The 17,419-nt window shown below is 71.7% G+C and carries 19 protein-coding genes; 4 read left to right on the forward strand and 15 right to left on the reverse strand.

Annotated elements, in window-relative coordinates:
• Position 1 precedes the first annotated feature (1 nt).
• Both G569_RS0128150 and recO read right to left on the reverse strand, forming a co-directional pair.
• The gene (locus tag G569_RS0128150; RefSeq protein ID WP_028065904.1) at positions 2–391 is read right to left on the reverse strand and encodes a DUF6636 domain-containing protein; all 390 of its coding nucleotides are present in this window, start codon (positions 389–391) and stop codon (positions 2–4) included.
• 337 nt (positions 392–728) lie between these two features.
• Entirely contained in the window at positions 729–1,481 is a 753-nt protein-coding gene (recO, locus tag G569_RS52195) for a DNA repair protein RecO (RefSeq protein WP_306765236.1), read from the reverse strand.
• Here recO and G569_RS0128160 point away from each other — a divergent pair.
• The gene (locus G569_RS0128160) at positions 1,473–1,730 is read left to right on the forward strand and encodes a glutaredoxin domain-containing protein (RefSeq protein WP_028065905.1); all 258 of its coding nucleotides are present in this window, start codon (positions 1,473–1,475) and stop codon (positions 1,728–1,730) included. The two genes, recO and G569_RS0128160, sit on opposite strands and share 9 nt — an antisense overlap.
• Positions 1,731–2,032: 302 nt before the next feature.
• Here G569_RS0128160 and mutM read toward each other — a convergent pair whose 3' ends face one another.
• The 8 genes from mutM to recN all read right to left on the reverse strand — a co-directional run bounded on the left by mutM (position 2,033) and on the right by recN (position 11,860).
• Positions 2,033–2,878: a bifunctional DNA-formamidopyrimidine glycosylase/DNA-(apurinic or apyrimidinic site) lyase gene (gene mutM, locus G569_RS0128165; protein WP_028065906.1), complete on the reverse strand. Its 846-nt coding sequence runs from the start codon at positions 2,876–2,878 to the stop codon at positions 2,033–2,035.
• A 16-nt stretch (positions 2,879–2,894) separates the two neighbouring features.
• Positions 2,895–4,175: a hypothetical protein gene (locus tag G569_RS0128170; RefSeq protein ID WP_028065907.1), complete on the reverse strand. Its 1,281-nt coding sequence runs from the start codon at positions 4,173–4,175 to the stop codon at positions 2,895–2,897.
• A gap of 93 nt (positions 4,176–4,268) precedes the next feature.
• Entirely contained in the window at positions 4,269–5,417 is a 1,149-nt protein-coding gene (locus G569_RS0128175; RefSeq protein WP_037499802.1) for a phosphopentomutase, read from the reverse strand.
• A gap of 47 nt (positions 5,418–5,464) precedes the next feature.
• Complete coding sequence (gene xerD / locus G569_RS0128180; protein WP_053227091.1) at positions 5,465–6,415, reverse strand: site-specific tyrosine recombinase XerD; 951 nt, start codon at positions 6,413–6,415, stop codon at positions 5,465–5,467.
• A gap of 57 nt (positions 6,416–6,472) precedes the next feature.
• The gene (locus tag G569_RS0128185; protein ID WP_028065910.1) at positions 6,473–7,018 is read right to left on the reverse strand and encodes an NUDIX domain-containing protein; all 546 of its coding nucleotides are present in this window, start codon (positions 7,016–7,018) and stop codon (positions 6,473–6,475) included.
• Positions 7,015–8,121 carry a M20/M25/M40 family metallo-hydrolase gene (locus G569_RS0128190; RefSeq protein WP_028065911.1) on the reverse strand — a complete coding sequence of 369 codons (1,107 nt, stop codon included), beginning with the start codon at positions 8,119–8,121 and terminating at the stop codon, positions 7,015–7,017. Before G569_RS0128190 ends, G569_RS0128185 begins: the two co-directional genes overlap by 4 nt.
• A 331-nt stretch (positions 8,122–8,452) precedes the next feature.
• Entirely contained in the window at positions 8,453–10,126 is a 1,674-nt protein-coding gene (gene pyrG, locus G569_RS52200; protein ID WP_053227092.1) for a CTP synthase, read from the reverse strand.
• A gap of 69 nt (positions 10,127–10,195) precedes the next feature.
• Entirely contained in the window at positions 10,196–11,860 is a 1,665-nt protein-coding gene (gene recN / locus G569_RS0128200) for a DNA repair protein RecN (RefSeq protein WP_028065912.1), read from the reverse strand.
• An 81-nt stretch (positions 11,861–11,941) separates the two neighbouring features.
• On the opposite strand from recN, the gene G569_RS64065 reads away from it, so the two are divergent.
• Positions 11,942–12,325, forward strand: a complete 384-nt coding sequence (locus G569_RS64065) for a hypothetical protein (RefSeq protein ID WP_028065913.1) — start codon at positions 11,942–11,944, stop codon at positions 12,323–12,325.
• Here G569_RS64065 and G569_RS0128210 read toward each other — a convergent pair.
• A complete protein-coding gene (locus G569_RS0128210; protein WP_028065914.1) occupies positions 12,322–13,167 on the reverse strand; it encodes an NAD(+)/NADH kinase in 846 nt (281 codons plus the stop codon). The two genes, G569_RS64065 and G569_RS0128210, sit on opposite strands and share 4 nt — an antisense overlap.
• Positions 13,161–13,934 carry a TlyA family RNA methyltransferase gene (locus G569_RS0128215; RefSeq protein ID WP_028065915.1) on the reverse strand — a complete coding sequence of 258 codons (774 nt, stop codon included), beginning with the start codon at positions 13,932–13,934 and terminating at the stop codon, positions 13,161–13,163. The genes G569_RS0128210 and G569_RS0128215 overlap by 7 nt, the downstream gene beginning before the upstream one ends.
• Positions 13,935–13,985: 51 nt before the next feature.
• On the opposite strand from G569_RS0128215, the gene G569_RS0128220 reads away from it, so the two are divergent.
• The gene (locus tag G569_RS0128220) at positions 13,986–14,960 is read left to right on the forward strand and encodes a hypothetical protein (RefSeq protein ID WP_157592372.1); all 975 of its coding nucleotides are present in this window, start codon (positions 13,986–13,988) and stop codon (positions 14,958–14,960) included.
• On the opposite strand, the gene G569_RS64775 is transcribed toward G569_RS0128220, so the two are convergent.
• From G569_RS64775 to G569_RS64080, 3 genes are all read right to left on the reverse strand, one after another.
• Entirely contained in the window at positions 14,957–15,892 is a 936-nt protein-coding gene (locus G569_RS64775) for a cupredoxin domain-containing protein (RefSeq protein ID WP_028065917.1), read from the reverse strand. The genes G569_RS0128220 and G569_RS64775 overlap by 4 nt on opposite strands.
• Positions 15,889–16,719: a cupredoxin domain-containing protein gene (locus G569_RS0128230; RefSeq protein ID WP_028065918.1), complete on the reverse strand. Its 831-nt coding sequence runs from the start codon at positions 16,717–16,719 to the stop codon at positions 15,889–15,891. Before G569_RS0128230 ends, G569_RS64775 begins: the two co-directional genes overlap by 4 nt.
• A gap of 82 nt (positions 16,720–16,801) precedes the next feature.
• Complete coding sequence (locus G569_RS64080) at positions 16,802–17,170, reverse strand: hypothetical protein (RefSeq protein WP_028065919.1); 369 nt, start codon at positions 17,168–17,170, stop codon at positions 16,802–16,804.
• On the opposite strand from G569_RS64080, the gene G569_RS64085 reads away from it, so the two are divergent.
• Positions 17,169–17,419: hypothetical protein (locus tag G569_RS64085; RefSeq protein ID WP_037499809.1), on the forward strand; the 251-nt coding region annotated here is incomplete at its 3' end. The genes G569_RS64080 and G569_RS64085 overlap by 2 nt on opposite strands.

The following is a 17,419-nucleotide window of genomic DNA, read 5'->3' on the forward strand; positions in this document are numbered from 1 at the left end:
CTCAGAACACCCTCTGTTTCTCGACGGAGACCGTGAACCCGTGGCCGGACTTCGTGCTCTTGCACGTGATGCCCGACATCCGCGACGTGCACGTCAGTTTGTGGAACTTCGTGCTCTTGCCGTACGCCAGCGTCTTGGCCTTGGGGTCCAGGACGGTGTCGGTGATCTTGATCCGCTTGCCCTTGCGCGTCTCGTCGAGGATCACCGCGCGGTCATTCCCGCCCCGCCACTCGCACCGCACCTGCGGCTCGACGTCGGGGTCGGAATAGAACATGCACCCGAGCTTCCCGCTCGGCGACTTGAACGTCCGGATCGCGGCGGAGGCGGGCGCGGCTGCGGCCGCAAGCACCCCCGAGGCGAGCAGCGCGGAGGCGACACTGAACCGACTCATCGATTCGGCAGCCTATATGCCAGACCCGCACAAACGTCCCACCGCTCGGCTCCGTCGCACATGTCTGGAAACCATCTCGCCGGGTCGCGCGAGCCCCTTCGGAACGGCCGTGAGCGGCGACGCGCCAGCTCGCGCGAGTTTGGCTCTCGGTCGCGCCGGTCTCGCCCGCGCACCTGCCCCTCGCCGCGCCGACCCCACCCACGCGCCCGACCTCGCCACGCCGACCCCACCCACGCGCCCGACTTCGCCGCGCCGACCCCCGCCCACGCGCCCGCCCTCGCCGCGCCGACCCGCCCGCGCGCCACCCTGCCGCGCCTCCCTCCTGCAGCGTTCCCCCTCAGCGGGAGCCGACAGGGCGCAGGCGGAGGTGGGCGTGGTGCTCGAGGGTCTCGGTGATCGCGCGTTCGGCCTGGGCCAGCGCGCGCGGGGAGGCGTCCGGGGCGTCGGCCAGTGAGCGGCCGAGCGCGCCGACCATGAAGGCGTGGGCCTCCTCTTCGAGTGGGAAGGCGTTGGCCTCACAGGCGCCGCAGACGACGCCGCCCGCGGCGCCGGAGAACCCGACGAGGTGCTCGCGCTCGCCGCAGGAGGCGCAGCCGGCGAGGTGCGGTGCGAAGCCGGCCGCGAGCAGCAGCTTCAGGCGGAACGCGAGCGAGTTGGCGCGGCCGGCGTTCGACGGGTCACGGTCGAGCAGCGCGAGCTCGTTGGCGAGCAGATGGTACACGCCGGTGTGGGGCTCGCCGTCGTCGAAGATCCGCGCGACGGCCTCGCACGCGCGGGCGGCACCGTCGATCGCGCCGCCGTGCTCGCGCAGGCGCGGGTGGGCGGCGACCGTCTCGGCGGACGTGACCGTCATCAGGTCGCTGCGGCCCTCATACAGGACGAGGTCGAGGCGGAAGAACGGCTCGAGCCGCCCGCCAAACCGCGACTTCGCCTTGCGCACGCCCTTGGCGATGGCGCTCAATCTCCCCCGCTCGGGGGTATACAAGTGGAGAATCCGGTCCGCTTCTCCGTATCTCATCGAGCGGAGCACGATCGCTTCCGTTTTTACCGATCCGGATATCGCACTATACTTTCTGAAGTCATGAGCCAGATCACCGTCTACACGACCGAGCCCTGCGGCTACTGCCGCGTCGCCAAGGCCCTCCTCGCCAAGCGCGGGGTTGCCTACGAGGAGATCAACCTCGCCAAGGACCCCGAGGGCCGCGCGGAGCTCGTGCGTCTGACGGGCATGATGACGTTCCCCCAGGTCGTAATCGACGGCAAGAGCATCGGCGGCTATCAGGAGCTCGTCGCGTTCGACAAGACCGGCGGCCTGAAGGAGTTCGCCGCGGCCGCATAGCGCGCCGCGCGATCCGCCGGCGCGGGTGGCTCAGCCGCGCCGGCACGACCCGCTTCCACGGCGCCCCTCGGGCGCCGTTTTCGTTTCAGGGCCGCCCGCGCCGTCGAGCGCGCGGCAGGGGTGCGCGCCGCGTCGCATCGGGCCACCCGCGGGGGGGTGGCAAGGGAAACCGTCCTCTGAGGACGGAAATCCTGCCCACCCCCCGTGATTCCGGAGTGCGCTACGCCGAGCGGCGCCGCCCCACGCGCGCTCGGGAGCGCGCTACGCCGGGCGGCGCCGCCCCACGCGCGCTCGGGAGCGCGTTAGGCCGGGCGTCGCCGCGCCGCGCGGGGGCGCGGCTGGCACTTCTCACACACGTAGGTCCCGCGGCCGCCGACGCGCAGCTTGCGGATCGGGGTGCCGCAGTTCACGCACGGCTCGCCCTCGCGGGTGTGGATCAGGAACCGATCCTGGAAGGTGCCGCTGACGCCGTAGGGGTCGCGGAAGTCGTCGATCGTCGCGCCCTTGTGCTCGAGGCCGAGGAGGAGCGACTCGACGACGCCGTCGCGGATCGCCGCGCTCTGGGCGCGGGTGAGCTTGTTCGCCGGCCGCAGCGGGTGCACGCGCGCGCGGAACAGGGCCTCGTCGGCGTAGATGTTCCCGACGCCCGCGACGCGGCGCTGGTCGAGCAAGAACGCCTTGATCGGCGCGCGGGAGGTCTGGGCGAGCGCGTAGAGGTGGTCGCCCGTGAAGTCGCGCTCGAGCGGCTCGACGCCCAGGCGGGCGTCGAAGAACGCGGCGCGGGCGTCCGGTCCGAGCGCGAGCTCGCCCGTCCCGAATCGGCGGGGATCGTCGAACACGAGCTCGTGGTCGCCGAGGTCGATCCGCACCCGCATGTGCCGGGGCGCCGGGCTCGGGTCGAGCAGCAGCGTCCCCGTCATCCGCAGGTGCATCAGCAGGAAGACGTCGTCGGTGAGCTCCCACACCAGGTACTTGCCGCGCCGGGCGAGCTTCTCGACCACCCGGCCCTGGACCGCGGCGGTCAGCTCGGACGGGGCGAGCGGCCGCGACCAGCGGGGGTCGAGGACCTCCACGGCCTCCAGCGTCCGGCCCTCGACGTGGGGCGCCAGATGGCCGCGGATCGTCTCGACTTCGGGGAGCTCGGGCATCGCCCGAGCAGGCTAGCTAGAAGCGCGAGTGCGACGAGGCGTACGCGTCGACGTCGGACTTCAGCGAGGACAGCGACAGCTTCAGCGCGTGCTTGACCGCACTGTCGGTCAGCTTGCTCCCAGAGCCCTTGACCTTCTCGCTGTTGTAGGCGCTGAGCAGCCGCAGGAGGCCCTTGCGCCCGTACTTCTCGGCGATCGTGTACGCGGCGGCCGACGAGTAGGAGTACGCGAAGCTCAGCGAGACCGGCGACATGTTGTTCATCGCGGTCGGCTTGGACAGGCGGGTCAGCGACATCGCCCGCTTCGCCGCGCCCTGCTTGGACGCGTCGCGGAGCACGCCGCGTCCGCTGATCAGCGCGCCCGCATCGCCCGAGCGGTTGTCGCCGGAGATGTACATCGCGATGCCCTCGGACAGCCACGGCGGGGTGCGGGCCGAAGTGCGGCTCGCGAGCGCGGTGTGGACGAGCTCGTGGGTGACGACCATGCGTCGCTCGTCGGCGCCGCGGTTGCCGTAGGAGCGCCAGAGGACGAACACCCGCTGGCCCCAGACCTGGTCGATGCGCTTCGCGGAGCCCTTGGTCGAGTACTGGTTCTCCGCGACCGCGGTGAGCGACTTCAGCGTCTTGATGTCCTTCGTCAGCGCCTTGGTGTCGGTGCCGGTGCGGGCGACGATCACGAGGACCTTCCGCGGCGGCTTGACGCCCGGCAGGCCGCGCTTCATCCGGTTGTAGCCCTTCTCGAGGTCGGTCATGAGGCTGCCGACCTTCAGGCTCTTGGGCGCGAGCGCGAGGAAGTGCGGGCTCTTGCGCGCCTTGTAGGCGGTGTACTCCCACGGGGCGAGCATGCCGGCGGACGGCCGGTCGTTCGAGATCCGCCAGCCCTGCGGCGTCTTCACGGCGCTCATCCGCGATGTCTTGAAGTACGCGGTGTCGATGTTGTCGAACCCGTAGCGCATCTCGACGCGCATCGTGGCCTTGTCGCCGTTGATCTCGGTGCCGCCGGCGGTGAGCTTGACGTCGTTGATCGGCAGCGCCTTCGCCCGCGCCATCTGCACCTTGTCCTTACGCGCCTGCGCACCCGTGGACGTCGCGAGGAAGTCCTCCGTGTTGCCCTTCTCGAGTGCCCAGCCGCGCTCGAACAGCAGGTGCTCGAGCTGCTCGGTGTCGCTCTTGGGCTTCTCCTTGACCGCGGCCGGCTTGGCTTTCGTGGTCGCGGAGACGGCCTTCGTCGCGGGCGCCTTCGTGTCGCTCGCGGTGTCGCCGCAGCCGGCGATCACGACGGCTGCGGCGGCCAGCATGGTCCAACGGGTTATGACGACCAGTGAGGGCACAATGAGTGAGTTCCCGCCCGTCCTGTGGATCTACACCTGGTCAGACGCAAAACTTGTGCGTTAGAGAAATGGCGTCCCGGGCAAGGCTGCGTCGCGACCCGTCAACCAACGCAACACCGACGCGCCCACGTCGGCGAACGGGCCGTCATGCCGCCGCCCGTCGTGACCGCTGAAGCGGGCGAGCAGCGGGACGTGCTCGCGCGTGTGGTCCGTCCCCGGTGTCGTCGGATCGCAGCCATGGTCGGCGGTGATGACCAGCAGATCGTTCGCCGGGTCCAGGCGCGGAAGCCACTCCCCCACCTCGGCGTCGATCGCCTTCAGCGCCTCGTGGTAGCCGGGCACGTCGTTGCGGTGCCCGTAGACCTGATCGGTCTCCACGAGGTTGGTGAAGACGAACCCGCCGTCCAGCTCGTCGATGAGCGCGGACGTCGCGTCGAGGGCCGCGGCGTTGGTCGCGCCCTTGTGCTGGACGTCGACGCCGACCCCGTCGAACACCTGCCCGATCTTCCCGACGGTGTGCACCGGCACGCCCGCGGCCTGGAGCTCGTCCATGTACGAGCGCGCGGGCGGCGGCAGCGCGAGGTCCTTGCGGCCGTCCGTCCGCACGAACGCCCCCGGCTCGCCCCGGAACGGCCGCGCGATCACGCGCCCCACGGCGTGCTCGCCGGACATGATCTCGCGAGCCGCGGCGCAGGCCGCATAGAGCTCGGCCGGCGGGACCTCGTCGACATGGGCGGCGATCTGCAGCACCGAGTCCGCCGACGTGTAGACGATCAGGTTGCCGGTCGCGAGGTGCTGCGCGCCGAAGTCGTCGATCACCGCCGTGCCGCTGTAGGGCTTGTTGCAGAGGATGCCGCGGCCGGTGGCATCGATCAGCTGCTCGAGGATCTCGTCCGGGAACCCGTCCGGGTACGTGCGCAGCGGGCGCGGGGTGACGACGCCCATCAGCTCCCAGTGGCCGGTGATCGTGTCCTTCCCCGGGCCGAGCGGGTGCAGCCGGCCGTGGACGACGCGTTCCGGCGAGGGCGCCACGCCCACCAGCGGCAGGATGTCCCCCAGCCCGAGCGACTGGAGGACCGGCAGGTCGAGTCCGCCCGCCGCCTCGGAGAGGTGGCCGAGCGTGTTCGTGCCCGCGTCGCCGTAGTCGGCCGAGTCGGGGAGCTCGCCCGCGCCGCAGGCGTCGATGACGATGACGAACGCTCGCTTCACGGCTGCCGATTGTGGCAGCCGCGATCAGCGGGCGCGCGCCGTCCGGGTCAGCGGAGCTTCGCGCGCGGGTGGGCGTCGAAGTAGACGTCCCGCAGGCGGTCGGCGGAGAGGTGGGTGTAGAGCTGGGTCGTCGCGATGTCCGCGTGGCCGAGCATCTCCTGCAGCGAGCGCAGGTCGCAGCCGCCGGCGAGCAGGTGGGTCGCGAACGTGTGCCGCAGGGTGTGCGGGCTCATGCGATCGGCGAGGCCGGCGGTCTCGGCGTGGCGTTGGACGATCTTGTAGAGGCCCTGGCGGGTGAGGCCGCCGCCGCGGTGGTTGACGAACAGCCGCGACTCCAGCCGGTCGCCGACGAGCTTCGGCCGTCCGCGGCCGAGGTAGGCGTTCACCGCGCGGGTGGCCGCGGAGCCGACCGGGACGAGCCGCTCCTTGGAGCCCTTGCCCCGCGTCCGGACGATCCCGGCCTCGAGGTCGAGGTCCTGGGTCTCCAGATCGATCGCCTCGGACGCGCGCAGGCCGCACGCGTACATGAGCTCCAGCAGCGCGCGGTCGCGCAGTGCGGGCGGCTCGGTGCCCTTCGGCTGTTCGAGCAGCTTCGCGACCTCGTCGCGCGAGAGCACCTGCGGCAGGCGCCGGCTCTGCTTGGGCGCGCGCAGGTTCGCCGTCGGGTCGTCGTCGAGCACCCCTTGGCGCCGCAGGTGGCGGTGGAACGAGCGCAGGCACGCCACCTTGCGCTGCAGCGTCGCGGGCGCGACCGGCGGCTTCTCCCCGTCGCCCGACGCGAGCGACGTGACGAACCCCGCAAGGTCCGAATGCGTGACCGCGAGCGCGTCGCGCCCGTTCAGGTACGCGCCGTACTGCAGCAGGTCCGAGCGGTACGCCTCCAGCGTGTTGCGCGAGAGCCCGCGCTCGAACTCCAGGTAGGCGAGGAAGTCGAGCACGAGGTGCTCGAACGGTTCAGCGGCTGCGGGCGCGTGGGTGCCAACGTCTACGACGGCCATCGCCCGCACCCTTCGGTGTCCGCACGGAGACCCCTTTCGGGTGCAACGGGTCCTGCGCTACCCGATGGTGCGGAGGTGGTCCCGGACGCGGTACAGGGCGATGAGGGTCTTGGAGTCCATCGTCTCGGTCAGGATCGTGTCGAGGTCGGCGAGTGGGCGGACCTCGATGTCGATGCGCTCGTCCTCTTCGACGGCCGGGCGCTCGACGTCGGTGATGCCGGTGGCGAGGAACAGGTGGATGATCTCGTCGGCGAAGCCCACGGAGGTGTAGAAGGCGCCGAGCGGCTCCCAGTGGGCGGCTTGCTTGCCGATCTCCTCCGCCAGTTCGCGGCGGCCGGCCTCGAGCGGGTCCTCGCCTTCGACGTCGAGCTTGCCGGCAGGGATCTCGAGCAGGTCCGGGACGCCGATCGGCTCGCGCGGCTGGCGGACGAACCACAGGTTCTCGTCGTCGTCGAGCACGACGACGCCGACCGCGCCTGGGTGGGTGACGAGCTCGCGGGTCACGACCTCGCCGTCCTCGTGGCGGAACGTGCCACGCACGACGTCGATGAACTTGCCTTCGTAGACCGTCTCAGCGCCGATGCGCTCGAACTTGGAACTCATGCCACCGCCGCTTCGTCGAGGAGGGAGAAGGCAACGTCGAGCATCGAGTCCAACGCGGCGACCGAGACGCGCTCGGTCGGCTCGTGGTTGTGCTCGGTGCCGTTGGCGACGTTGACCGTGGGGATGCCGGCGGCCTCGAGCACGTTCGCGTCCGACGCGCCGCCGGTGGCGATCCGCTTGGGCTCGTAGCCGTAGGCGCGCAGGGCGGCCTCGGCGGCCACGACCGCGGGTGACGACGGCTTGACCTTGTAGCCGACGACCTGCTTCTCGGTCGTGACATCGACGTCGCATTCCGCGTGGCTCGCTCCGTCGCTCAGCGCGTCCAGCATCGCGGTGAGGACCTCTTCGGCCTTGTCGGCGTCCACCGAGCGGACCTCGGCCCACAGCCGCGCGCGCTCCGGGACGACGTTGGTCGACTCGACCCCGCCGTGGAGGTAGCCGATGTTCGCCGTCGTCTGGGCGTCGATGCGGCCGTGTGGCATGGCGATCGCGGCGTGGGCCGCGGCGAGGATCGCCGAGTGCCCCTCCTCCGGCCGCAGCCCCGCGTGGGCGGACTTGCCGTGGAAGTCGGCCTCGACGCGATAGAGCGTCGGCGAGGCGGTCACGAGCTCGCCGATCGGCGTCGCATGGTCGAACACGTAGCCGAACTCCGCTCGCAGCTGCGAGGTGTCGAAGCGCTTCGCGCCGAGCAGGCCGATCTCCTCGGCGACGGTGAAGAGCAACTCGAGCCCGACCGGCGACCCCTCGACGGAGACCCGGCGCGCGACGGCGAGGATCATCGCCACGGCGGACTTGTTGTCGGCGCCGAGGATGCCCGCGTTCGCGTTCTCCCAGCCATCGTCCACGAGGACCGGCTCGATCGGCGCGGCCGGCGGCACCGTGTCCAGGTGCGCGCACAGCAGCACCGTCCGCTCAGATCGTCCGCGGACGCGCGCGAGCAGGTTGCCGGCCTCGTCGCGCTGGACCTCGAGGCCCATGCCGCGCAGCTCGGCGGTCACCCGCTCGGCAACCGCCGCCTCCTCCCAGGACGGGCTGGGAATGCGGCAGAGGTCGGCGAAGAGCTCGCCCTGCCGCGCCTTCTCGGCCTCGCTCGCGGGCCTCAAGAGCGCACCGCGCGGGGCGTGATGAAGAGGCGCAAGACCGCGCCGGACGCGACGAAACCGGCAGCGGCGGAGCCGGGGCGAATGGCCGTCGCGAGACGATATTGCCGCGCGGCTCGGAACGGACGTGCGTTACGAAACTTGCCTGTGAGGACGGTTCCGTCACGGACGTCTCGCGTCTCGGCCCCGCGATGAGCGGCGAGGGGCGTGGGTGAGAGCGCGGAGCGGCGCCGCCCGGGCGCGCGGAAGGACACGGCCGTGCGGGTGCGTGAGGGCGTGGAGGAGCGCCGCGCGGCCGCGCTGAGCGGCGCGGCCGTGCGGGGCGCGTGCGGGGTCACCGCGCGGCGGCGTGCTCTTCGGCGCCGAGCTCCTGCGGGCGCTGTTCCTTCATGCGCTCGAGGGCGGCCAGGACGAACTCGCGGAAGAGGGGCGCGGGGCGCTCGGGGCGGGACTTGAACTCCGGGTGGTACTGGGACGCGACGAAGAACGGGTGGTCGGGGATCTCGATGATCTCGACCAGGCGCTCGTCCGGGGACGTGCCCGAGCAGACCAGGCCGGCGGCCTCGATGCGCTTGCGCAGGAAGTTGTTGACCTCGTAACGGTGGCGGTGCCGTTCGTAGATGACCGCCTCGCCGTAGATCTCGCGAGCGCGGGTGTTCGCGTGCAGCTTGATCGGGTCGGCGCCCAGGCGCATCGTGCCGCCCATGTCCGCGACCTCCTTCTGCTCGGGCAGGAGGTCGATGACCGGGTACGGGGTCTCGGGGTCGAACTCGGTCGAGTTCGCGCCGTCCATGCCGACGACGTGGCGGGCGAAGTCGGCCACCGCCATCTGCATCCCGAGGCAGATGCCCAGGAACGGGATCTTCTGCTCGCGGGCGATGCGGGCGGCGGTGATCTTGCCCTCGATGCCGCGAACGCCGAACCCGCCCGGGATCAGGATCCCGTCCGCGCCGTGCAGGCGCGCGCGGACCTCGCCGTCGTCGAGGGTCTCGGAGTCCACCCAGTCGATCTCGATCCCGCGGCCGTGCTGGAAGCCCGAGTGCCGCAGGGCCTCGACGACCGACAGGTACGCGTCCTCGAGCTGGACGTACTTGCCGACGAGCGCGATCCGGACCGGCGACTGACTCTGGGCCTCGGTCGCCTGGCGCACGAGGCGCTCCCAGCCGCTCAGCTCCGGCTCGGCGGCCTCGAGCCCGAAGTGCTCGAGGATGAAGTCGTCCACGCCCTCGGCGCGGTAGTAGAGCGGGATCTTGTAGATGTTGTCCACGTCGCGGCCGGAGACGATCGCCTCCGGCGGCAGCGACGCGAACAGCGCGATCTTCTTGCGCACGTCCTGCGGCAGCCCGCCCTCGGAACGGCAGATCAGCATGTCCGGCGCGATACCGATGCGGCGCAGCTCGTTGACCGAGTGCTGCGTCGGCTTGGTCTTGAGCTCACCCGCGTGGCCGATGTACGGCACCAGCGTGAGGTGGATGAACATCACGTTGCGGCGGCCGACGTCCACCGGGAACTGGCGGATCGCCTCCAGGAACGGCAGCGACTCGATGTCGCCGACCGTGCCGCCGATCTCGGTGATGACGACGTCGACGTCCTGCGTCTCGCCGATCAGCCGGATCCGGTGCTTGATCTCGTCCGTGATGTGCGGCACGACCTGCACGGTCCCGCCGAGGTAGTCGCCGCGGCGCTCCTTGCGGATGACCGAGTTGTAGACCGCGCCGGCGGTGACGTTGGACGCCCGCGACGTGTTCGCGTCCGTGTAGCGCTCGTAGTGGCCGAGGTCGAGGTCGGTCTCGGCACCGTCCTCGGTGACGAACACCTCGCCGTGCTGGAACGGCGACATCGTCCCCGGATCGATGTTGATGTACGGGTCGAACTTCTGCAGCGCGACCTTCAGACCACGTGACACGAGGATTCGGCCGATGGAGGCGGCGGCGATGCCCTTCCCGAGAGAAGAGACCACTCCCCCTGTGACAAAGATGTAGCGGGTTCGTGGCCTGTTGTCGGGCATGCGGTCTCCTTGAAGCTCGTCCCAGTGAGGATAGAGCGGCGTCCGGAAGGGAAAAGCGTTCGGAGTCATCTAGGCCGCTTTCAGCAGTTCTTTTGCGTGTCTCCGGGCGGCCGCGTCCTCGCGATCGGCGCCCAGCATCCGTACGAGCTCGCCGACCACGTCGGCCTTACGCAGCTCGGTGACGGTGGTGCGGGCGGTCTCGCCCGAGGTGTCCTTGACGATCGTGAAGTGGCGGTCGGCCATCGACGCGATCTGCGGCAGGTGGGTGATGCAGATGACCTGGCGCCCCTCTGCCAGCGCGCGCAGCTGCTCGCCGACGGCCCGTGCGGTCTGGCCGCCAATGCCGGCGTCGACCTCGTCGAACACCAGGGTCGCCGGGCCCGAGTCCGCCGCGACGCCCATCAGCGCCAGCATGACCCGCGAGAGCTCACCGCCCGAGGCGGTCTCGCGCAGCGGGCCCGCGGGAACCCCCGGGTTGGGGGCGATCAGGAACTCGATCTCGTCGCCGCCCGTCGGGCCGTACTCGCCGCGCGGCGACAGCGCGGCCGTGAACTGCGCGCCGTCCATCGCCAGCGCGCCGAGGCGCTCGACGACGGCGTCGGCCAGCTCCACCCCTGCGGCCTCGCGAGCGGCGTGCAAGCGCGAAGCGTGGTCAGCGAGGTCGGCCTGCGCGGCCTCCAAAGCGGCCTCGGCCTCCTCGATCGCCTCCTCCACGCCCGCCAGCTCGGCGTGCCGAGCCCGGCAGGCGGCCGCGTGCTCGAGCACCGCGGCGATCGTGCCGCCGTGCTTGCGCTTGAGCCGGTCCAGGAGCGCCATCCGCTCCTCGACCTCGTCCAGGCGCCCAGGGGGTGCTTCGACGCTCTCGGCGTAGCGGTGCAGCTCGTGCACGAGGTCCTCGGCCTCCAGGGAGAGCGCGCGGACGCGAGCGGTCAGCGCGTCGAGCTCCGCGTCCACCCCGCCGGCGGACTCCAAGGCGTGGGCCGCGGAGGCGAGCGCGAGCGACGCACCGCCACCGTCCTCCTCCCCACCCGCCAGCGCTCCCACGCCGGTCGCGGCCGCCGATCGCAGCGCCTCCACGTGGCGCAACCGCCCACGCTCCGCTTCCAGTGTCGCCTCCTCGTCCTCGCTCGGATCGGCCCGGTCGATCTCTTCCAGCTCCCACTCGAGCAGGTCCAGCTCCCGATCGCGGGCGCCCGCGCGCTCGCGCAGCTCGCCGAGACGAGCAAATAGCGCTCGCTCGCGGGCATAGACCTCGCGGTACGCGTCGCGGCGCGCCGCCTGCTCGGGCCCGGCGAATCCGTCGAGGATCAACAGCTGGGCCGACGCGAGCATCAGCTTGCGCGACTCGTGCTGGCCGTAGAACGAGAGCAGCGCCGACCCGGCCTCACGCAAGTCGGCGGCCGTGGCGCTGCGCCCACCGAGGTATGCGCGCGTGCGGCCCTCGGCGCTCACCCGCCGGGCGAGCACGAGCTCCTCCGCGTCCTCCGCCAGGCGGTCGCCCAGTGCCTCGCGAACGACGTCAGGCAGCGCGAAGACGCCCTCCACGTACGCCTCTGACGCCCCGGGCCGGACGATCCCCGTGCGTGGCTTGCCGCCGAGCAGGAGGTCCAGCGCGTGGGCCAGGACGGTCTTCCCCGCCCCGGTCTCCCCCGTCAGCACGTTCAAGCCGGGCCCGAGACGGAGCTCGGCCCGCTCGATCAGCAGCAGGTTCTCGACGCGGAGTTCGTGGAGCACGTACTGGGGTCTACCAGTGGCCCCCGACGGAAACGGGGCAAACACACGTTCCCGTTGCAGTTTTGGCACAGTTCGGCGCGAATGCGGCTCATCTGGATCGTCATCGGGCTCGTAGCGGTCGCCGCGGCGATCGCGATCGTCCCGCGGCTCGGGAACGACGGCCACACGCCGCGACCGGGGCACCCGGAGACGGTCGCGGCCTCGATCGCGCTCACGTACGCGCGCGCGGTCCAGGTGGGCGACGCGGAGATCGCCTGCGGGACGATGACGATCGATGCCGCCCGCGCGGTCGGCTGTGGCAGCGGAGACCCGCACCCGCGGGCGTGCGGCGACTTCTCGATCCCGGGCACGAAGGTGCTCGCGTTCGAGCGCGTCCGCGCGGCGATCCGCGTTGGGAGCTGCCGCGTCGAGCTGGTCCCGGGCGCGCAGACCGAGTGGGCGGTCGCCGAGGTGAACGCGAGTTAGCGCGCGAGGCGGCCGAAGCGCTCGCGCAGGCGGTGGTAGAACGACGCGCCCGGGATCTGGGCGAGCGTGCCGTGGGAGAGGCCGAACGCGATGTGGATGTCCTCGCCCGGCGGCAGCTCGAGGGTCGGGCGGCCGTCCACGTGGACCTCGACCGGCTCCTCGCGGGACGCGTTGTTGATCGTCAGCTCGTCGCCGGGCGCGACGACCAGGGCGCGGGCGGTCAGCGAGTGCGGCGCGATGAACGAGACGACGTACCCCTCCACGCCCCAGGCCAGGACCGGGCCGCCGTTGGCGAGGTTGTAGCCCGTCGAGCCCTGCGGGGTCGAGATCACCAGGCCGTCGCAGCGCACGCGCCCGATCTCCTCGCCCGCGAGCGCGTACGCGAGGTCGGCGACGCGCAGCCCCGCCTTGCGGTGGACGGAGATGTCGTTGAGAGCGCTCCAGGTGCCGTCCGGGCGGCCGACGGAGATCGTCGGCAGCTGGATCGTGTCGAACTCGCCCGCGAACGCGCGCGCGAAGTCCTCCTCCAGGCCGTTCGGGTCGATCGTCGCGAGGAAGCCGACCTCGCCGTAGTTGACGGCGAACACCGGCACGCCGGTGCCGGCGTAGCGGCGCAGCGCGGTGAGGATCGTGCCGTCGCCGCCGAGGACGACGCAGAGGTCGATGTCGTCGCCGAGCTCGGGGACGATCTCGACGAACGGGGCGGGTTCGATCGCGTGCTTCTCCGCCTCGTCCGGGGTGAAGCGCAGCACGACGCGCCGCCCGCGCGCGACCGCCATCAGCGTGTGGACCGCGTCCGTGGTGTCGCCGGGCCGGCGGTGCGTGATGACGCCGCTCACCATGCCTCGACCTCGTCGAGCGCGCCGGCACGGCCGGCTTCGGCCAGCCAGAGGAACGTCTCCTTGTTGCCTGACGGCCCGGGGAGCGCGGACGGCGCGCTGCCGAGGACGGCCGCCCCGTCCGCTCGCGCGGCGGCGGCGACGTCGTTGACGACCTCGCGGCGGAGCTCCGGGTCCTTGACGACGCCCCCTTTGCCGATCCGGTCCTTCCCGACCTCGAACTGCGGCTTGACCATCGCGAGGCAGTCGAAGCGCGCGTGGGTGGTCGACAGGACGGCCGGGAGGACCTTGCGCAGCGAGATGAAGGAGACGTCGATGACCACGAGGTCCGGGCGGTATGGCAGATCGTCCGGGGTGATCGCACGCGCGTTGGTGCGTTCGATGACGGTGACACGCTCGTCCTCGCGCAGGCGGTAGTCGAGCTCGCCGTAGGCGACGTCGAGCGCGATCACGTGCTCCGCACCGCGCTGGAGCAGGCAGTCGGTGAAGCCGCCGGTCGAGGCGCCGACGTCGAGCGCGCGCCGGCCGGCCGGGTCGATCCGCAGCGTGTCGAGCGCGTTCGCGAGCTTGACGCCGCCGCGGGAGACGAAGGGCGGCGGACCTTCCACCTCGACCTCGATCTCGGCGTCGACCAGCTGGCCGGGCTTGTCCGCGCGGCGGCGGCCCGGGCCGAGATGGACCTGGCCCGCGATCACGGCGGCGGCGGCGCGTGTCCGCGACTCGAACAGCCCGCGTTCCGCCAACAGGGAATCCAGGCGCACGCGGGCCACGGGCACACACGGTACTCAAGCTCTCCCCGGAGTCGGCCGATGGGAGCGGTGATGCGTCCCGTCCTCGCCTCTGTTCTCGTGCTGCTCGCGCTTCCCGCGAGCGCCGCCGCGCAGACCCCGCTCCCGCCGCTCGAGTACGCCGCGCCCGTCGCGTCGATCTCGCGAGGAGCGCCGTTGACCTTCGCCGTTCGCACCGCCGCGCCCGACGGCACGGTCGTCGTGCGCGTGTCAGGCCACGACGACGTCGACGCGGACGGACTGCTGACCGGCCCGGACGGGACCTGGCTCGACGAGACCGCCACGCAGGCGACGGCCGACCTCGCGGTCTGGTCGGTGCCCGCGAACTCGGTGCTGCGCCAGCGCCCCGGGCACTACTACTGGCAGGCGTACCTGACCCAGGACGCCGCGAACGGCGCGGAGGAGCCGGTCGGCCCCGTGCAGGAGCTGACGGTGACGCTGCCGTACGCCGACAAGGGGCGCGGCAAGCTGTACCCAAAGTACGGCCGCCGGGGCGTGCAGAAGAGCTTCTACCTCTCCTCCGCCGGGTTCCCCGACGGTGTGGACGGCGCGCGCTTCGCGAAGGTCGTCCGGACCGCGGCGTCGCGCTGGGGCCTGAAGGCGCTGCGCTGGACGAGCGTCGAGGCGGGCGTCCAGGACGGCTACAACGTCGCCGGCTTCTCGTCCAAGGTCGAGCCCGGCGTGCTCGGCGTGCAGACGGACTTCGTCAAGCGCGGCAAGGTCGTCGAGAGCGACCTGGCGCTGAGCGCGACCGAGAACTGGAACGCCGGGCCGGACTATCCGGCGCTCGACCAGGTCGACCTCGAGAGCGTCGTCCTGCACGAGCTCGGGCACATGGCGGGCAACAAGAAGCACCGCGCGCGATGCACGAACTCGCCGATGATCGAGGCACTGGGCGCCGGCGAGTGGTGGCGCGGGACGCGGGACAAGTGGTTCGGCGACTGCGGTGCAAGCGCGTCCTCCGTGGGCCGCAAGACGTTCCTGCACCGCATCGTCCGGGTCGATTAGCGCTTCAGCGTCACCGTCTTGGTGGTGGTGAACGCGGCGCCGCTCGGCGGCGTGACCGTGATCTTGACCGTCAGCTTGACCGTCTTGCTCTGGCGTTTGACCTTCAGCGCGAAGGTCGTGTTGCCCTGCTTGACCTTCTTGGTCGAGGTCGCGAGGCGCGTCTTGCCGCGCAGGATCTCGATCTTCAGGCTCGAGTTGGCCTGCTCGATCGTGAGTGAGCCCTTGATCGACTGACCCTTCTGGGTCGCGGCGAGCTTGAGGCCGCGGGCCGCGGGCGGGGTCGAGACCGGGCCGACGGTCTGCGCCGGGAGGTCGGTCGTGGGCGGGGCCGTGGCCGCCGGCGTCGGGTTCGGGGTGGCGGTCGCCGTCGCGGTGACGGTGGGTGTGGCGGTCGCGGTCGCGGTCGCGGTGAGCGCCGGTGTGGCTGTCGCCGTCGCCGTGGCGGTCGCCGTCGCCGTCGCCGTGGCGGTCGCCGTCGCCGTCGCCGTCGCGGTCGCCGTCGCCGTCGCCGTCGCGGTGGCCGTCGCCGTGGCGGTCGCGGTCGCGGTCGCCGTCGGTGTCGGTGTCGCGTCGCCGGTGACCACGACCGTGCCGGTCATGAAGTCGTGAGCGCCGCACACGAACGAGTACGTGCCCGGCGTGTTGAAGCGGCACGTCGACTGCCAGCCCGGACCCGAGGGGAAGTCCGGCAGCGCCGGCGTGCAGGAGGACGGCTGCATCGCGAACATCACGTTGTGGAAGTTGCCGCCGGCCGGGTAGCCGAAGGTCACGGTCTCGCCGGCCGCGATCGTGACGGTGTCGGAGCCGTCGGCCGGGTTCTGGAACGCGTAGTCGACGGCGATGATGGCGCCCGGGGCGCGCTGATCGGCCGAGGCGAGGGCCGGGATGGCCACCGCGAACGCCGCCAGCAGGAGGACGAGGAGGCGGGTCATGGGCTCGTTGTGCTGAGGGTGAACATGAGTGTCTTCGCGTAGGTGCCGCTGCGCAGCGGGTCGGTCACGGCGATCGACTGCTTGAAGCCCACGGTCACGCTGTCGCTCGCGATCGGACCGGGCCAGGTGAGCAGCGTCACCGGGGTCTCCACGGGAGCGAACGCGGTCGCCGGGTGCGTGGCGTCGGTGGCCTTGACCTGCAGCGGCTGCGCCATCACGTACGTGCCGTTGACCAGATGGCCGGTCGCGACCGGGCTCGGATCGTTGACGGTCAATGTGGCATCGCCGGCGCTGCTCGTGACCGTGGCGGGCATGGATGCCGTGTAGTCGGCAGCGACGGCGAGCTGGAAGTGGCCGAGGTCGGCCGAGCCGCCGAGGGTGAGCGAGAGCGTCGCCGGGACCGTTCCGCCGGCGCTCCCGCCCGCGCTGTCGGGCGCGACGACGATCGTGGCGCGCATGGCCGAGTGGACCTGGCAGACGAACGCGTACGTCCCGGGCGTGTCGAAGCGGCACGACGTCGTCCACGGCGCGCGGGCGGGAGCGGCCGGAGTGGCGAACGTCGCGCCGAGCGGCGGCGTGCACGACGTCGGCTTGGCCGCCGCCGTGAACGCGGCGTCATGGATCGACGTGCCGGTCGGGTACGCGAACGTCACCGTGCCGCCGGTGGCGATCGTGGCGGTGTTCGAGGTCGTGCCGGTCGCGTACCACTGATGGTTCGCGGACGTGACATCGACGGCAGTGAAGCCGGCCGTGAGCGGCGGCGCGTCCGCCTGGGCGGTCGCAGGTACGAGGACCGACGCCACGAGCGCCGCCGAGAGCAGATTCAAGAGTTTCAACGTTCCCCCTCAAAGGACCAGAACAGGCGACCGGCCCCGCGACGTCATGCCGCGGGGCCGGGGTGTCACAGCGTCAGGGCGTCGTCGTCGACAACGTGAACGTCAGCGTCTTGCTGTACGTCCCGGTGCGCAGCGACTCGTTGGCACCGATGGTCTGCTTGAGCCCGATGGTCACCGGGTTCGCGCTGACGGGACCGTTGTAGGTCAGCAGCGTGAGCGGTGCTCCCGTGATCGGCGCGAAGGCGCCCTGGTTGGCCCGCGCCATGACCGGCGAGGCGAGCGAGAACGTCCCGTTGACGAGCCGGCCCGAGAGCGTCGGGTTCGGATCGGCGACCGACAGGGTCGCGTCCCCGGCCGAGCTCGTGACCATCGCGGCCACCGACGTCTCGTAGTCCTTCCCGACACCCGGGATGAAGGAGCCCAGGTTGACGTTCGGCGCCATGTCGAGTGACAGCGTCGGGAGGACGGAGCCGGTCGGCGTCGCCGGGCCGCTCGAGCCCGCGGGCGGGGTCGGCGTGGGCGACGGGGTCGGCGTGGCCGTCGGCGTCGCGGTGGGCGTTGCCGTCGGGGTGGGCGTGGCCGTCGGCGTCGGGGTAGGCGTCGGCGTGGGAGTCGGCGTCGGCGTCGGCGTGGGAGTCGGCGTCGGCGTGGGAGTCGGCGTCGGCGTCGGCGTGGGAGTCGGCGTCGGCGT

The organism is Solirubrobacter soli DSM 22325, from assembly GCF_000423665.1.
Taxonomy (GTDB): Bacteria; Actinomycetota; Thermoleophilia; order Solirubrobacterales; family Solirubrobacteraceae; genus Solirubrobacter; species Solirubrobacter soli.

What these genes read in the sequence shown, in the direction of transcription:
- G569_RS64065 (WP_028065913.1), top strand. Translation starts at nt 11,942, where the DNA reads ATGCGGCTCATCTGGATCGTCATCGGGCTCGTAGCGGTCGCCGCGGCG.
- G569_RS64775 (WP_028065917.1), bottom strand. Translation starts at nt 15,892, where the DNA reads ATGACCCGCCTCCTCGTCCTCCTGCTGGCGGCGTTCGCGGTGGCCATC.
- G569_RS0128210 (WP_028065914.1), bottom strand. Translation starts at nt 13,167, where the DNA reads ATGGTGAGCGGCGTCATCACGCACCGCCGGCCCGGCGACACCACGGAC.
- G569_RS0128160 (WP_028065905.1), top strand. Translation starts at nt 1,473, where the DNA reads ATGAGCCAGATCACCGTCTACACGACCGAGCCCTGCGGCTACTGCCGC.
- G569_RS0128170 (WP_028065907.1), bottom strand. Translation starts at nt 4,175, where the DNA reads ATGCTGGCCGCCGCAGCCGTCGTGATCGCCGGCTGCGGCGACACCGCG.
- mutM (WP_028065906.1), bottom strand. Translation starts at nt 2,878, where the DNA reads ATGCCCGAGCTCCCCGAAGTCGAGACGATCCGCGGCCATCTGGCGCCC.
- pyrG (WP_053227092.1), bottom strand. Translation starts at nt 10,126, where the DNA reads ATGCCCGACAACAGGCCACGAACCCGCTACATCTTTGTCACAGGGGGA.
- G569_RS64080 (WP_028065919.1), bottom strand. Translation starts at nt 17,170, where the DNA reads ATGGCGCCGAACGTCAACCTGGGCTCCTTCATCCCGGGTGTCGGGAAG.
- G569_RS0128150 (WP_028065904.1), bottom strand. Translation starts at nt 391, where the DNA reads ATGAGTCGGTTCAGTGTCGCCTCCGCGCTGCTCGCCTCGGGGGTGCTT.
- G569_RS0128220 (WP_157592372.1), top strand. Translation starts at nt 13,986, where the DNA reads ATGCGTCCCGTCCTCGCCTCTGTTCTCGTGCTGCTCGCGCTTCCCGCG.
- G569_RS0128185 (WP_028065910.1), bottom strand. Translation starts at nt 7,018, where the DNA reads ATGAGTTCCAAGTTCGAGCGCATCGGCGCTGAGACGGTCTACGAAGGC.
- xerD (WP_053227091.1), bottom strand. Translation starts at nt 6,415, where the DNA reads ATGGCCGTCGTAGACGTTGGCACCCACGCGCCCGCAGCCGCTGAACCG.